This window comes from Bradyrhizobium sp. STM 3809 (assembly GCF_000239795.1).
In the GTDB taxonomy this organism is placed as follows: Bacteria; Pseudomonadota; Alphaproteobacteria; order Rhizobiales; family Xanthobacteraceae; genus Bradyrhizobium.
The window spans coordinates 1-15,571 of record NZ_CAFJ01000508.1 but is presented as its reverse complement, the minus strand read 5'-3'; the positions used below and the strand labels follow the sequence as shown (position 1 = coordinate 15,571).

The 15,571-nt window shown below is 66.9% G+C and carries 11 protein-coding genes; 5 read left to right on the top strand and 6 right to left on the bottom strand.

Going from position 1 to position 15,571, the window contains the following annotated elements; translation table 11 throughout:
* Nucleotides 1–265: 265 nt before the first annotated feature.
* Nucleotides 266–1,207 (bottom strand): acetamidase/formamidase family protein, encoded by a 942-nt coding sequence (locus BRAS3809_RS23750; protein ID WP_008964580.1) that lies wholly within the window; start codon nucleotides 1,205–1,207, stop codon nucleotides 266–268.
* Between the two features lie 130 nt (nucleotides 1,208–1,337).
* Here BRAS3809_RS23750 and BRAS3809_RS23745 point away from each other — a divergent pair, with 130 nt between their 5' ends.
* The gene (locus tag BRAS3809_RS23745) at nucleotides 1,338–2,126 is read left to right on the top strand and encodes a YdcF family protein (RefSeq protein ID WP_008964579.1); all 789 of its coding nucleotides are present in this window, start codon (nucleotides 1,338–1,340) and stop codon (nucleotides 2,124–2,126) included.
* Here BRAS3809_RS23745 and BRAS3809_RS23740 read toward each other — a convergent pair.
* Nucleotides 2,123–3,970 carry a tetratricopeptide repeat-containing glycosyltransferase family protein gene (locus BRAS3809_RS23740; protein WP_008964578.1) on the bottom strand — a complete coding sequence of 616 codons (1,848 nt, stop codon included), beginning with the start codon at nucleotides 3,968–3,970 and terminating at the stop codon, nucleotides 2,123–2,125. The two genes, BRAS3809_RS23745 and BRAS3809_RS23740, sit on opposite strands and share 4 nt — an antisense overlap.
* Nucleotides 3,971–4,156: 186 nt before the next feature.
* On the opposite strand from BRAS3809_RS23740, the gene BRAS3809_RS23735 reads away from it, so the two are divergent.
* Both BRAS3809_RS23735 and BRAS3809_RS23730 read left to right on the top strand, forming a co-directional pair.
* The gene (locus BRAS3809_RS23735; RefSeq protein WP_008964577.1) at nucleotides 4,157–4,942 is read left to right on the top strand and encodes a DUF169 domain-containing protein; all 786 of its coding nucleotides are present in this window, start codon (nucleotides 4,157–4,159) and stop codon (nucleotides 4,940–4,942) included.
* Nucleotides 4,943–5,060: 118 nt separating this feature from the next.
* Entirely contained in the window at nucleotides 5,061–6,239 is a 1,179-nt protein-coding gene (locus BRAS3809_RS23730) for a saccharopine dehydrogenase family protein (protein ID WP_008964576.1), read from the top strand.
* On the opposite strand, the gene BRAS3809_RS23725 is transcribed toward BRAS3809_RS23730, so the two are convergent.
* From BRAS3809_RS23725 to BRAS3809_RS23715, 3 genes are all read right to left on the bottom strand, one after another.
* Complete coding sequence (locus tag BRAS3809_RS23725; protein WP_008964575.1) at nucleotides 6,236–7,510, bottom strand: O-antigen ligase family protein; 1,275 nt, start codon at nucleotides 7,508–7,510, stop codon at nucleotides 6,236–6,238. The two genes, BRAS3809_RS23730 and BRAS3809_RS23725, sit on opposite strands and share 4 nt — an antisense overlap.
* Nucleotides 7,511–7,597: 87 nt before the next feature.
* Complete coding sequence (locus tag BRAS3809_RS23720; RefSeq protein WP_008964574.1) at nucleotides 7,598–9,130, bottom strand: undecaprenyl-phosphate glucose phosphotransferase; 1,533 nt, start codon at nucleotides 9,128–9,130, stop codon at nucleotides 7,598–7,600.
* A gap of 153 nt (nucleotides 9,131–9,283) precedes the next feature.
* Nucleotides 9,284–10,417: a glycosyltransferase family 4 protein gene (locus BRAS3809_RS23715; protein ID WP_008964573.1), complete on the bottom strand. Its 1,134-nt coding sequence runs from the start codon at nucleotides 10,415–10,417 to the stop codon at nucleotides 9,284–9,286.
* 343 nt (nucleotides 10,418–10,760) lie between these two features.
* On the opposite strand from BRAS3809_RS23715, the gene BRAS3809_RS23710 reads away from it, so the two are divergent.
* Nucleotides 10,761–13,067: a GumC family protein gene (locus BRAS3809_RS23710; protein ID WP_008964572.1), complete on the top strand. Its 2,307-nt coding sequence runs from the start codon at nucleotides 10,761–10,763 to the stop codon at nucleotides 13,065–13,067.
* Here BRAS3809_RS23710 and BRAS3809_RS23705 read toward each other — a convergent pair.
* Nucleotides 13,064–14,278, bottom strand: coding sequence for a GNAT family N-acetyltransferase (locus BRAS3809_RS23705; protein ID WP_008964571.1), 1,215 nt, complete (start codon nucleotides 14,276–14,278; stop codon nucleotides 13,064–13,066). The two genes, BRAS3809_RS23710 and BRAS3809_RS23705, sit on opposite strands and share 4 nt — an antisense overlap.
* 298 nt (nucleotides 14,279–14,576) lie before the next feature.
* Between BRAS3809_RS23705 and BRAS3809_RS23700 the strand changes: the two genes are divergently transcribed.
* On the top strand, nucleotides 14,577–15,571 hold a 995-nt coding region (locus BRAS3809_RS23700), incomplete at its 3' end, for a polysaccharide deacetylase family protein (RefSeq protein WP_035657920.1).

Sequence of the window (15,571 nt, the reverse complement as noted above, 5' to 3'; positions counted from 1 at the left end):
GCGCAACGCCCCTTCTGCTTGAGGCGGGATGCGCGGAGATGACCATAATTTCCGAAAAATAGCAAGTAGATTATTTTTATCGGAAGTTGATCGCGCCGCCCGCCGCCGTCGTCCCGGGCTTGACCCGGGAGCGATACGCTGCGGCGGGAGTGATGGGGCGATCTGGCAGACATCGGCGCACCACATCGGCCGGTGGCTATCGTCCCGGGTCAAGCCCGGGACGACGGCGGGGGAGGGGCGCCAGCGTGCGCCCCTGACGCCGATGTCACCCGTGCACGACCGCCTTCGCGATCATGCAATGAATGCCCTTCGAGCCGTTGACGGTCTGCGTCACCCGCAGGTCGGCGGCGAGGCTGCACAGCGTGTAGGCGTCCTCGCGCGACAGATTGCGCTTCTCGCCGAGCAGCACGATCATGTCGCGCAGCGCCTTGACCACGCACTGATCGAGATCGGGGTCCATCGCCATGGTCATGTAGTGCGTCGGCGTCTCGGCGCGCGGATAGTCGAAGCGGAGATCCTTGCGCACGGTGAAACGGAAACGCCCCTGCAGCGCGGTCTCGATCGCGGTGACGCAGACCTCGCCGTCGCCCTGCACGCCATGGCCGTCGCCGCAGGAGAACAGTGCGCCCGGCACGAACACCGGCAGATACAGCTTGGCGCCGGGCCCAAGCTCCTTGTTGTCGAGGTTGCCGCCCATCGCGCGCGGGATCAGCGAGGTGATGCGGCCCCAGGCCGGCGGCGGCGCGGTGCCCATCACGCCGAAGAACGGCGCCAGCGGCAGCTCCAGCCCCCACGGCATCTTGCCGACCATGCGCTCCCGATCGAGCGGGATGTTCATCAACCGGCTGTCGTGGAAATCGTCGGGCAGGGTGCCGGCCAGCGGCCGGATGAAATTGTAGCCCCAGTCCTGGCGCAACTGGACATCGAGGATGTCGACCTCCAGCACGTCGCCGACCTCGGCGCCGCGGACCGCGACCGGCCCGGTCAGGATGTGGCCCGGCACCATCCGCTCGCTGCGCGCGTGAACGTCGAACAGCTCCGGCGGCACGTGAAATTTGCTGGTGTCGGGCACCACGTCCGGCCCGCCGCTGATCGAATCGATCGTGACCTCGTCACCGCTGTCGACCGTGAGCACCGGCTTCAGCCGGGATTCGAAGAAGCCCCAATGACAGGTCTCGGGGCTGGCGTGCAGATGATGATGGGCCATGATCCTCTCATTCGTGCCGGTTCGCAGCACAGCATAGCGCATCACATGGCGTTCGCAGAGAGATGGCGACGCATGGCGGCTGTCGTGTATGAGGGCGGCCGTGGCCTTTCACCCCGCGCCGGAGTCCTGAATGTTCTTCGTCCTGTCCAAGACGCTCGGCCTGCTGGCACTGCCGACCAATTTCATGATCGCGCTCGGCCTCATCGGCGCCCTCCTGATGCTGACGCGGTTCGCCAAGCTGGGGCGCAGGCTCGTGGTGTCGGCCATGCTGCTGCTGGCGGTCGTCGGCCTGACGCCGCTCGGCAGCCTGATGCTCTATCCGCTCGAGAGCCGGTTTCCGAAATGGGATCCGGCCAAGGGCGCGCCGGACGGCATCATCGTGCTGGGCGGGCCCGTCGATTCCGATCTCTCCGCGATGTACGGCATGCCGGTGACGGTGGCGGGCGCCGACCGGGTGATCCAGGCCGCGGTGCTGGCCCGGCGCTATCCGAATGCGCGCGTGCTGTTCACCGGCGGCAGCGCCAATCTGATCGCGACCGAGGCAAAGGAGGCGGATGTCGGCGCCGAGATCCTGGAGAGCCTCGGCGTGCCCAAGGAGCGGCTGCTGTTGGAGCGGCAGTCGCGCAACACCTACGAGAATGCGATCTTCTCCAAGGCGCTGATCTCTCCCAAGCCGGGCGAGCGCTGGCTCCTGGTGACCTCGGCCTATCACATGCCGCGCTCGGTCGGGCTGTTCCGGAAGGCCGGCTTTCCGGTCGAGCCCTATCCGGTGGATTGGCGCGTCGGCCGCGTGCTCGACTTCGACGGCATCTCGCTTCTCGGCCTGCGTCGCGCCGACATCGCCGTGCGCGAATGGGTCGGCCTCCTGGCCTACCGCCTGCGCGGCCGCACGGACGAGCTGTTCCCAGGGCCGACCTAAGCGGTCGTGCCCTTGAAGCCGGCCGCCTTCGCCGCCAGTTCGGCGCGCACGCGGGCGACGACCGGCTCGAAGCGGCGGCCGGCATCCTGCCGGAACAGCCGCGCGCTCGGATACCACGGGCTGTCGTCGCGATCCCTGAGCCAGCGCCAGTCGGCGAGGTAGGGCAGCATGATCCAGGTCGGACGCCCCAAGCTCGCGGCAAGATGCGCGGCGCTGGTGCAGACGGTGACGACGACGTCGAGACAGGACATCAGGGCCGCCGTGTCGGCGAAGTCGGTCAATTCGGCGGTGACGTCACGGATGCGCCCCTCTCGGGCGAGCAGCGCCTGGTCCGCGGTGCGCAGCTCCTTCTGCAGGCTGATGAAGTCGGCTTCGACCTCGAGCAGCGGCAGCAGCGTGGCGAGCGGCATCGATCGGTTGCCGTCGTTGGCCTGATGCGGGTTGCCGGACCAGACCAGGCCGACGCGCAGCCGGTGGTGCGGTCCGAGCCGCTGCTCCCAGAACGCGACGCGATCGGCCGGCGGAGGCGGCAGATAGCTCGCCGGCGGAATGCTGGCGAGCGTGGTGCCGAAGGCCAGCGGCAGGCTCATGATCGGACAATGCATGTCGAAGGCCGGCCGCTGCAGGTCCGGCGTGAAGGCGAGGCACTGCGAGACGCCTTCGATGCCGGCCATCAGCCGCCGCAGCGGCTCGCGCACCACCAGGATCACCTTGGCGCCGCGCGCCGCGACCATCGGCAGATAACGCGCGAACTGGATGTTGTCGCCGTAACCCTCGTCCTCCTCGATCAGGAGGGTCTTGCCTGCGATATCCTCTTGCCCCAGCCATTTCGGCTCGGAGCAGCGCGGATAGTCGGGCGAGAAATCGGGCATGGCCCAGCGGGCCTCGCGTCGCGCCCAGCCGGCTGCGTAGTCGCCGCATTGCAGCTCGATATGGGCGAGCTGCCAGGCTGCCTTGGCATTTCCAGGCTCGAGCGCGAGGATCTCGCGGTAGACCGCGGCGGCCTCCTCGAAGCGCAGCACCTGCAGCAGCGCAAACCCCTTGTTGTGCAGCACGTCCACCAAACCCGGCCGCACTGCCAGCGCCCTGTCGAACCAGGCCACAGCCTCGTCGTTGCGGCGCAGGCAGACGAGGGCATCGCCGAGATTGTTGCAGACCAGCGGATCGGCCAGAGCAAGCGTCTGCGCGCGCTGGCAATCGGCCAGATACTCATCGTAGCGCTTCAGGTGCCGGAACGATCTGGCGCGCATCTGCAGCGATGGCAGATCGCTCGGCTGCTGGGTCAGACACACCGTGAAGGCCTGCACGGCTTCCTCGTGGCGCTCCTGCTGTTGCAGCAGCAGCCCGCTCTGGAACGCAGCCTCGCGATGTCCGGGATTGAGCGTGAGCGCCTGCTGATAGCTCAGCAGCGCTTGGCCGTGGCGGTTGGCCGCCAGCAGCACGGCGCCCATGTGCTTCCACAATTCGGCATCGTCCGGCTTGAGCTGGATCGCCTTGTCGAACACGGCGAGCGCATCGTCGAGCCGGCCCATCTGCTTCAAGGTGAAGCCGAGGCTGGTGAGGTAGTCGATCTTCGGGTTCTGCCGGATCGCCCGCGAGAACCACGCCACGGCATGGTCGTGCTGGCCGCTTTGCAGGGCGATGATGCCCATCAGCGCGAGGCCGTCGGCGTGGGCCGGATCGACCGCCAGCGCCTGCTCGCAGCACATCTGCGCGTCGAGCAGACGGCCGCTGCCGAGATGCTGCAGGCCGGCCTCGTAGAGCGCGATCGGCGAAGCGGGCGGCGGCGCAGCGGGGCCGGGCCTTGCGCTCTTCGCGCCCTTGTTCCGGTCACGGCGGCTCATCGCTGGGTCCTGTCTGAGGATCAAAAATTCATAAGTGATTCCCAGGGGATCGAGAAGGATCATGGTAGGGCGGGCGAACCCGGTCGGCGGAGGGGCTGGCCTCGCGGGCCGCGAGCGTCTAACAAGCGCCCCGAAGCCGACCCAAGCCTCACAGGCCCGGGTCGCGCGGCAGAGAGGGAGCGCCACATGCACCAGCCGAACGCCTCCGAGCGGCTCGATCTCGCGGCGATGGTTGCCGATCTCAACGCCCTGTTGCGGCTGAAGACGACCGTGATCGGCATCAAGATGTTCGCACGCGTCGCCGACATGGAAGCGGTGGAGAAGATCCGCCGGCCGAATGCCGTGCACACCACCGATCAGATCGTCAGCATGGCCGCGCGGCTCGGCTGGACCGTCGGCATCACCGGCGACGACCTCGTCGGCGCGCAGTGCCGCGCCGTGATCGGGCTCGGTCCGCAGGACGAGACCTGGCTGAAGGGAGAGGGCTATGTCGGCGTCTGGCACGGCACCGCCGAGGATGCCCGCAAGCGGCAGGAGGCGCTCGACGTGGTGCCATCAGGCCGCTACCAGGCGATGGCGGTGAGCCCGCTGGCGAGCGGCCGGCTCGATCCGCCGGACATCTGCCTCGTCTATGCGACGCCGGGACAGATGATCATCCTGATCAACGGCCTGCAATATGTCGGCTACAAGAAGTTCGAATGGGGCGTGGTCGGCGAGACGGCCTGCGCCGATTCCTGGGGCCGCGCGCTGAAGACCGGTGAGCCCAGCCTGTCGCTGCCCTGCTTCGCGGAGCGCCGCTATGGCGGCGTGCCGGACGAGGAGATGCTGATGGCGCTGAAGCCGGCCGATCTCGCCAAGGCGATCGCCGGCATGAAGCAGCTTGCCAAAAACGGCCTGCGCTATCCGATCGCGCCCTACGGCATCCAGAACGACGTGCGTGCCGGCATGAGCGTATCTTATGGGAAGAAATAGATATTCGTCATTGCGAGCGGAGCGAAGCAATCCAGAGCTGCGGATGGGACTCAGGATTGCTTCGCTCCGCTCGCAATGACGGCGCAACCGATTTGCAGTTGATCTCCAGGGAACCACAATGACCTCATCCAAATTCGACCTCGTCGTCTACGGCGCCACCGGCTTCACCGGCAAACTCGTCGCCGAATATCTCGCCACGCGCTACCAAGGCGACGGCACGCTGCGCTGGGCAATGGCCGGCCGCAGCCTCGACAAGCTCGCGGCTGTGCGCGATGAAATCGGCGCGCCCGCCGACACGCCACTCATCGCGGCCGATGCCTCCGATCCCGCGTCGTTGAAGGCCATGGTGGCGCAGACCAGGCTGGTGCTGACCACCGTCGGTCCCTATCAGTACTATGGCAACGAGCTCGTTGCCCTCTGCGCCGAGACCGGCACCGACTATGTCGATCTCTGCGGCGAGCCGGTGTGGATGCGGCAGATGATCGACAAGCATCAGGCGACCGCGGAAAAGAGCGGCGCCCGCATCGTGTTCTCCTGCGGCTTCGATTCCGTGCCGTTCGAGCTCGGCGTCTATTTCGTGCAGCAGCAGGCCAAGAAGGTGCTCGGCGCCGCGGCCGCCCGCGTCAAGGGCCGCGTCCGCGGCATGAGCGGCACGCTGTCGGGCGGCACGGCCGCGAGCGCCAAGGCGACGTTCGATGCGGTCGCCCAGGACCTCAGCCTGGTGTCGGTCCTGAAGGATTTCTTCGCGCTCACGCCGGGCTTCAAGGGCCCGAAGCAGCCGACCGGCAACAAGCCTCTCTACGAGGAGGACCTGCAGTCCTGGACCGCGCCGTTCATGATGGCGCTGATCAACACCCGCAACGTCCATCGCTCCAACATGCTGATGGGTTTCCCGTACGGCCAGGACTTCGTCTATGACGAGATGGTGCTGACCGGTCCCGGCGAGAAGGGCGAGGCCAACGCCAAGAAGGTGATGGCGGCGAACTCCGAGAAGACCGGCCCGAACGCGCCGAAGCCGGGCGAGGGCCCCTCGAAGGAGGAGCGTGAGAAGGGCTACTACAACCTGCTCTTTCTCGCGATCGCGCCCGACGGCCGCCAGGTCCGCGCCACCGTCAAGGGCGACCGCGATCCCGGCTACGGCTCGACCTCGAAGATGATCTCTGAATGCGCGATCGGCCTGTTGCGCGACGGCTCCGGCGTGAAGGGCGGCTTCTGGACTCCGGGCGCAGTACTCCAGGACAGCCTGATCAAGCGGCTGGTCGACAATGCCGGGCTGACCTTCACGGTGGAGGATTAGGTCGAGGTGACGGGGGAGCCGATCTCTGCGGATCGGCTTGCCTCGGCCTGATGCGCGCGGGTGGCGGCGATCATGCCCCACATCGTGCCGAGCATCAGGAAGAAATGCCGCCAATGATCGGTGTCGATGATGAAGCTTTCGCCGACAGTGCCGAGGAAGGCGGAGAACATTGCGATGTAGGTGCGCTGCCACGGCACGCGAACGAACAGGTAGCGGAAGCCGAGAATGACGGTGGTGAAGACGAGCGCGGGATAGCAGATGCCGGACAGCCAGCCGCCGGACATGAACGCGTTCAGATAGGAGTTGTGGGTGTCCTCGGGGAAGTAGTTGTGGAACTGCAGCGGCCCGATCCCGAACGGCAGGTCGAGCGCCATGTCGGCGCCGAGGATGTGGCGCCCGAAGCGGCCGAAGCGGCCCTCGTCGTAGCTCTGGTCGAAGCTCGCCCGCTGCTTGAACATGTCGGCGATGGAGTCGATGGAGAGCAGAACGCCGATCAGGACGATACCCGCCACGGCCGCGGCGAGCGTCATGACGATGATGCGGGATCGCTCGCCCCTCGTCTGGCTGGTCAGCACCATCAGCGCCAGCATGAAAGCGGCGGTGAGCACCAGGCCGCCCCAGGCGGCGCGCGAGAAGGCAAGCAGGATGGCGAGCGTCATGATGCCCAGCGCGAAGCTGGCGCGGAGCGTCGCCGCAACGCGGGCGGTGACGACATTCTGCAGCGCGAGCAGCGCCGGCAGGATCAGGAATGCGCCGAGCACGTTCGGATCCTTGAACGTGCCGCGCGCGCGGCCATACAGCGTGAGGAGATCGTCGCCGCCGGGCACGAGATGGAAGTAGCCGGCGACGGCGGCAAGCCCGGCGATGCCGCCGCCCACCACGAGTCCGCGCCGGAGCATGTCGAGTCGCGCCGCGGTATCTTCCGCAGTGATCATCGCCAGCAGCATGGCCGTGACCGCCATGTACCAGGATGTCGCGATCCAGTTCGTGATCTTGGAATCCTCGAGCAGCGGAACGGCGCTGATCGTGTAGCCGAGATTGACCAGGAACAGCAGCAGGAGGAGGGGAACGAACACCGCGCGCAGCTTGATCCCGGTCGCAACGAACACCGCGGCGGAGGCGAGCGTGACGAGCTCATAAGGGCTTGGTTCGATGAACACGATCGCGCCGGAGGCCCCGATCAGCCAGACGAGCGCGCGCTGCAGGCCGATCACTCCCGGAGGGGTGATCGGCCTCGACGCAAACTCTCCGGCGGCCGCCGTGTACGCCATCACGAACTCACACTCATACGCAACGCGTGGCGGGACCAGCCAGACCTACGCACGAAGCGCGCTGCCGCCCGCTCCGGATCCCCGAATTCAATAGGCGTTCTCGCTCTTGGTCATCAGCGCCAGCGGCGTCCTGAGCAGGATGTAGAGATCGAACAGCACGGACCAGTTCTCGATATAGTACAGATCGAACTCGACGCGCTTCTGGATCTTCTCCTGGTTGTCGATTTCGCCGCGCCAGCCGTTGATCTGCGCCCAGCCGGTGATGCCCGGCTTGACACGGTGGCGGGCGAAGTAGCCGTCGACGGCCTCGTCGAACATCCGGTTCTGCAGCTTGCCCTGCACCGCATGCGGCCGCGGGCCGACGAGCGAGAGGTTGCCCTTGAACACGACGTTGAACAGCTGCGGCAGTTCGTCGAGGCTGGTCTTGCGGATGAAGCGGCCGACGCGCGTGACGCGCGGATCGTTCTTGGTCACGACCTTGGACGCCGTCGGGTCGGCCTGGTGGTGGTACAGCGAGCGGAACTTGAAGACGTCGATGCGCTCGTTGTTGAAGCCGAACCGCTTCTGCCGGAACAGCACCGGACCCGGGCTGTCGAGCTTGATCGCCAGCGCCACCAGCGCCATCACCGGCAGCGCCATCAGCAGGATCAGGCCGCCGACCAGCCGGTCGAACAGCAGCTTCATCACCTGGTCCCAATCCGTGATGGGCGCCTCGAACACGTCGAGTGTCGGGACCGCACCAAGATAGGAATAGGAGCGGGGACGGAAGCGCAGCTTGTTGGTATGGGCGGAGAGACGGATGTCGACCGGCAGCACCCACAGCTTCTTCAGCATGTCGAGAATGCGCGTTTCCGCGGAGATCGGCAGTGCGAACAGCACCAGATCGACGCGGGTGCGGCGGGCGAACTCGACGATGTCGTCGACCTTGCCGAGCTTCGGCGCGCCGGCGCAGGTCTCGAGCGCGCGGGAGTCGCTGCGGTCGTCGAACACGCCGAGGATCTCGATCTCCGAATCGTCCTGCGTCTTCAGCGCGCGCACCAAGTCCTCGCCGCTCTGGTCGGCACCGACGATGATGGTCCGCCGGTCGAGGCGGCCCTGTCGCGCCCAACTGCGGATCAGGTTGCGCAGGACGACCCGGCTCGCGATCAGCGCGCCCAACCCGACGAAGAAGAAGGCCGCAAGCCAAAGGCGCGAGACTTCGCTGCCGATCTTGGCGAAGAAAGAAAGGCCGATGAACAGCAGAAAGACGAAGCAGTAGGACGAGATCATCCGGGTCATCTGCCGCACCTGGGCACGGAAGACCTGGAGCTGATAGATGTCGGCCGCCTGGAAGCAGACAACCGTGCTGACGGCGAGACCGAGAATCGCCGCAAGGTACTCCCAATGGAAGCCGCTGAGCGGAACGACGTAGCCGAAATAGATGGCGCTGCCGACAACGCTCAGCAGCACGAAGTCCGCGATACGCACAATGCCGGCGAGAACGATCGGAGAATAGGCGCGGTGGACCTTTTGGTTGGCGACGGCGAGCGCCGCAGGCGACAGACGGCGGCGCCGTTCAACGGCCGGCTGCTGTCCAGCCCCGGCGGTCGATGCGGCCGAAGCCGCGGCAGCATCCAGCATCGAGCGAGCGTTGATCGGTTCCACAGTCGTACAAGCCCGGATTATGTTTGTTAGTATTCGTGGTCATGTAAGCGCTGAGCGCGCCGGGGGAAATTCCCCAACGTCGGGATTAAGCGGCAATTCGGAAGAAACGGTTAGCGATGGTAAATGACGTCAGGTCTTGGTAAATGCTTCGCGGTAGCTGTCGAGCACGCCCTCGACCATGGCCTTCTGCGAGAAATGCTGGAAGACACGTTCGCGCAGCGCCTTGGCGCGCAGCTGCGTGGTGGCGGGATCGTCGAGCGCCGCCGCGATAGCTTGCGCCATCGCGACCGCATTGCCCGGCATGAAGAGCGCCTCGCTGTTCGGCCCGAAGATTTCCGGAATGCCGCCGACCCTGGCCGCGATCATCGGGACACCGGCGGCGCCGGCCTCGATCACGACATAGGGCATGGAGTCGCCGCGCGACGGAACGACGAGCAGGCGGCCCTTGGAAAAGCCGTCGCGAGCCTTCACGTGGCCAATAAAGCGCACCGCGGAGGTCAGGCCGAGACGTTCGACCTGTGCCTTGAGGCGCATCGTCTCCTCGCCGTCGCCACCCAAGGTGAGCGTGACGGGCCGTCCGTTGGCGTGCAGATTCGCGAGGGCGTCGATCAGAAGATCGGCCCCCTTGATGTGCCGGAACTCGCCCACATAGGCGATATCGGTCTGATCCGTCGCCGGCGTGACCGGATCGAATTCGCCCGCCGTGACCCCGTTGAAGACGCAATGGATCAAGCCCTGCGGATGGCCGATCATGCGCTCATAGGTGTCGCGCGCGAAGACGCTCTCGAACAGAAAGAGGTCGGTCCGGTTCATCAGTGCGCGTTCGAGCCGTCCGTAGAGAGCACCTTTCAGTGTGGTGGGCGGATAGTGCAGGGATCCGCCATGAGGCGTGTAGATCCGGATGGTCCCTGGCCGGTGCGGGAGCAAGCGGACGAACGCGCCGGCCTTTGCACCGTGGCCATGCAGAACGTCCGGTTCGAGCCGGCGCGACAGGCGATGGAATTGGCTGAGCGCGATGACGTCGGTCGGCCACGGCTCGCGATGAATGGCGATGCGATGGACGCCGAGCGCCATGCGCGGTCCAATCTGCGCCAGCGCCGCATCGGCACGTTCACCGCCGGTCAAGCTGTCTGCGACGATGCCGACGTGGTGGCCGCGATCGGCCTGGCCGTTGGCCAGATCGAGAATGTGACGGAAGATGCCACCGACCGGAGCTCTCACCGCATGGAGGATTTTCAGGGGCCGGTCCGGCGATCGCGCCATGTCGCCTTGGTCTGCAGCGCCATCCTGTGCCTGCTCTTGCCAGGCCGTGGGGCGCGAGCTGATCTGACGGCTGGCAGATTGAGGGAGCACGGGTGTCTCTCGCGCTGGGTCATTCGTGACGTATCTGAATAGATCGCTGATGGTTAACAAAGCTTCACTTCTTCGATTGAGGGCCGGCTCGTTTCGACATTGTGACTGCCAAGGTCGAGCGTCGCGATGTTGTGTGGCGAGGTTTGTTTCTGGACGAGCGGGGCCGGTTGTTCGATTAACCGGTCAGCAACCTTAATAGAGTGTAATCGTACCACGTAGGGTAGCAGCGTGGCGTAGGTCGCGGGAGTGGATGATGCGGTTGGCGTTCTGGCGTGCCGACAAGAAGGTCCGGGCTGACAAGGCGTCCGTCCCGTCTCGGACGAGCGTGCCTGCGCCGGCCGAGCATGTCGCGTCCGGCGACCTCGACGTTCGGCTGATCGGCCGTGCGCTGGCGCGCAAGCGCGGCTTCATTCTGCTGCCGACGCTGCTTGCCCTCGCGCTCGCGGTCACTGCGGTCAACATGATCACCCCGCGCTACAAGTCCGAAGCGCGCATCCTGATCGATGGCCGCGAGAGTCCGTTCCTGCGCCCGAGCGGCGAGCGGGCGGAGGAGCGCACCGCGCTCGATGCCGAAGCGGTGACGAGCCAGGTGCAACTCGTGCTGTCGCGTGATCTGGCCCGGGACATCATCCGGAAGAACAAGCTCGGGGAGCTGCCCGAGTTCGATCCCGTGCTGCGCGGCGTGTCGCCTTTGAAGTCGATCGCGGCCATGGTGGGGCTGGTGAAGGATCCGCTCGCGATGACGCCCGAGGAGCGCGTCATGGACGCCTACTACGAACGCCTGACCGTCTACGCGGTGGACAAGTCGCGTGTCCTCGTCGTCGAATTCCAGTCGCAGGATCCGGCGCTCGCCGCACAGGTCGCCAACTCCATTGCCGATGGCTATCTGGTCGTTCAGCAGGCCGCCCGCCAGGCGCAGGCGAAATCGGCGAGCCAGTGGCTGGCCGGCGAGATCCAAAGTCTGCGCAAGAAGGTCGAGGAGGCGGAATCGCGCGTCGAAGACTTCCGCACCAAGTCGAATTCGTTCATGGGCACCAACAACACCTCGCTCTCCAACCAGCAGATGGGCGAGGTCAATACCCAGCTCAACAACGCCCGCGCACTGAAATCGGATGCCGAGACGAAGGCGCGGCTCATCCGCGAGATGTTGCAGAGCGGCCAGCCGATCGAGGCGTCCGAGGTGCTCAATTCGGAGCTGATGCGGCGGCTGTCCGAGCAGCGCGTGAACCTGCGCGCGCAGCTCGCCGAGCAGTCGTCGACGCTGCTCGACAATCATCCCCGCATCAAGGAGCTGAAGGCGCAGCTGGCCGATCTCGACCGCCAGATCCGCGACGAGGCCGGCAAGATCTCGCGCTCGCTCGACAGCGACGCGCGCATCGCCGACGGGCGGGTGCAGATGCTGAGCCAGAGCCTCGACCAGGCCAAGAAGCAGGCGGCGTCCACCAACGGCCAGGATGTGCAGCTGCGGGCGCTGGAGCGCGAGGCCAAGTCGCAGCGTGACCTTCTGGAGTCGTATCTCGCCAAGTACCGCGAGGCCAACACCCGCGAGACCCTGGACACGCCGCCGGCGGAGGGCCGGATCATTTCGCGCGCGGTGGTGTCGAACACGCCGGCCTATCCGAAGAAGCTGCCGATCGTGCTGATCGCGACGTTGGCGACGCTGATGCTGACAGCCGGCGTCGTCATCAGCGGCGAGCTGCTGCGCCTCACCGCGCCGCGCGCCGCGACAGCTTTTGGACCAGCCGCTCCCGTCATCGCCGCTGTGCCGCCGGCGCGGGTGGAGCCGGTGATGTCGGCATCTGCCGGGCCGGTTGAACCCACCGTCTCCGTGGTCGCCCCTGCCGCGGTGGCAGCGCCGCCTGTCGTCACGCAAGTCGCTCCTCCGGCTGCCGTTGCCGTCGCGTCGCCACCCGCTGCCGCCGCGCCGGTGCCCGAACCGGTGAAGCCTGTCCCGTCCCTGAGCGAGCTCGATCTGCTCGCCGCGGGTCTCCTGGCCGCGGGCGGAGCGGCCCGCAAGATCACCGTGCTCGGCACCGCCGGCGGCGAGGCCGTCACGACGACCGCGCTGTCGCTCGCCCGCAGCATGGCCCGGGACGCCCGCGTCGTGCTCGTCGATCTCGCCGGCCGTCCGCAGCTGCTCGCCCGTCTCTCGGTCGATCCGGCGGCGCCCGGGCTGATCGAGCTGATGCTCGGCGAGGCGTCGTTCGCGTCCATCATCACCAAGGACCAGGCCTCGCGGCTGCATCTGGTCAATGCCGGCCGGCCCGGCGCCGACCGCAACCAGTTGCAATCGCCGCGGCTGGCGCTTGCGATCGACGCGCTGCTGCGCGTCTACGACCACGTGCTGCTCGACGCCGGCAACGCCTCCGACCTGCCGGCGGAGCTCTTGACGGCGGGCGCGCGCGCGGTCGTGGTGCCCGATCCCGCCATGCCCGAAGAGGCGCGCAGCCAGATGAGCGAGCAGCTGCGCGAGGTCGGCTTCGGCGCCGTCACCATGCTCAAGGCGCCGGTCGGCGGCGTGAACCGCAGCCAGCCCGGGCCGCGCGGCGTCGCCGCCTAGTCCTCGTCCTTCGTCGGGCCCGGCCGCAGCGCGCCGCGCAGCCGCTGTGCGAGACGGAACAGCGCAGGGCTGTGCTTGACGGCATGCTTTGCCCGTCCGATCGCCGCCATGGCGCCCGCGGCCACGCGGCCGCGCGCGGTCAGCGGGATGAAGCTGTCGAAGATCGGCTCGTCGTCCTTGCAGAACATCCGCTTGTAGTCGTCGGAGCCGATGCCGAGGTCGAGCGCGCGAAAATCCTTTTGCGCGTAGTGATCGATGATCGAGCGCATCAGGATCAGCCCTGGGCTCCAGCGCGCATTCTCCGACAGCGTGTAGGTGTTGAACATCATCGAGAAGCGCCCGCCGTCGGCGACGCCGGCGAACATCGCGATGATCTCGGCGTCACAGCGCAGCGCGTGGATCACGATTGCCCGATGACCGCAGGCGAGCCTCGCCATGCAGGCGGTGCGAACGAAGCCTTCGACGCCGGGCTCGGCGAAGACGTTCGGCAGCTTCTGCTCGGCCATGCGGATCGGCTTGGTGCGGAAGAACCAGTCGAGGATCTCACCGATCTCGCCGTCGCTCTCCGCGATCATGTAGCGGTAGCCGGGCAGCGCCTGGAGCTTCTTCTCCTTGCTCTTGAGCCGCTTGCGAAAGGAGTTCGACAGCAGCGCCGTCGGCGCGGCGCCTGGCGGCATCAGGAGCACGGGGCAGTCGTTCACCGACGGCTGTTGCGGCCAGAGTGCCAGGGGATTGGCGAGGTCGCGCCAGCGCATCGGCTGCTGCGCGAGGGCCAGCACGTCGGCGCCGCCGTGATCGCGCAAGCCGGCGAGCAGGGCGTCGAGATCCCGACCGCCCGCGCGCGCGGCGAAGTCGCGCTCCAGCAGCGGCATGTTGAACGTGGCATGCTTGCCGCCCATGAAACTGACGACGCGGACACCGAAGCGGTGCCGCAAGGCCAGTGGCAGCAGCAGGAGCGGGCGCTGCTCCGCATCGCGCGCGACGACGATGAACGGCCGCGCCTGCTCACGCGCGCCGACATCGCGCTGCCAGGCGGCGAGCAGGTCGAAGCGTTGATACGGCGTGAAGACCTGCTCGGAAGCTTCGAGCGCGCGCCAGACCGGCTCGGCTATGGCGAGATCCGAGATGATCTCGACTCGCGCGATCCCGGACACGAGGCGTTGCGCGGGCGCCTGCGCCGTCCGGCTCTCGATCACGGCGGCCATGGTCATCGCGCAACTCGCGTTGGGATTGGGAGAGTCTTGGAATTTTGTTGCTCTGGGTCATCCGACCCTCGCAAAGAAGTCTCAACAAAGGGTAATGGCAATGCACGCGTCCCAAAACGGGAAAAGTTATCAGCAAAAGACGTTCTAATCGGCGCCGGCCACGCGATCTTAAGCTCGATGTCCTTAAACTCGATGTTCTCAGACTCGGGTGACGGCGGGCGACGCAATCGCGCCATCGTCGCTGCCCATCAGGTGGGCGCGCAGCTTTGCGTTTCAAGTGGATATTTTGCGAAGGGGCGCGGATTTGTCGTCGGACAACAGGTGGCTGCGGAGCGCCCGGCTCGAACTGGCCTTTTTCAGCGGCGGCACGCTCTTGGCCTCGCGGGCGAGACGCGGTGCCGGCGCCATCCTGCGGTTCGAGCGGGTGCGGCCGCGCCGCAAGGGTCCGTTCCAGCCGCTCAAGCACGCCGAGATCACGCCGCGCTTTCTCGATCAGGTGATCCGCAAGCTCAAGCGCTGGGGCTATGACATCGTCTCGCTCGACGAAGCCTGCGCCCGCGCCGTGCAACTGCCCGAGGCGCGGCGCTTCGCCTGCCTGACCTTCGACGGGGCGTGGAAGGATCTCGTCACGCACGCCTATCCGGTGCTGGCGCGCCACGGCGTGCCGTTCACGGTCTATGTTCCCAGCGCGTTTCCGGATGGGCTCGGCGAGGCCTGGTGGCTCGGGCTCGAGGCGGTGATCGCGCGCGAGGCCCGCATCAGCCTGGTGATCGATCATCGCGAGCAGCGCTTCTCGGTGTTCAAGCCGGCCGAAAAGGCCGAGCTGTTCGCCTATCTCCAGGGTTGGCTGCGCAGGCTAGCGCCGGCCGAACTGTCGGTCGCGATCCGCGACCTCTGCTCGCGCCACTCGGTCGACCTCGCCGCGCTCTCCCGCGAGGCGACGATGGACTGGGCCGATATCGCCAGGCTTGCCGCCGACCCCCATGTCACGATCGGCAGCGCCACGGTGCATTATCCCGTGCTCGCCCATCTCAGGGATGCCGATGCCCAGCGCGAGATCGCGATGGGCAAGGCGGTGCTCGAAACCGCGCTACGGCGCCCGGTCCGGCACATGGCGTATCCGTTCGGCGATCCCGCGTCGTTCCGCCGCAGCGACGCCGCGCTTGCCGAGCAGGCGGGCTTCGTCAGCGCGGCCACCACGATCGGCGGCGTCGTGCACAGCGAGGGCCGCACCGACCTGCACATGCTGCCGCGGATCGCCTGGGACGGCCGGTCGCGCTCGCTGCGCGCGCTGAAAGT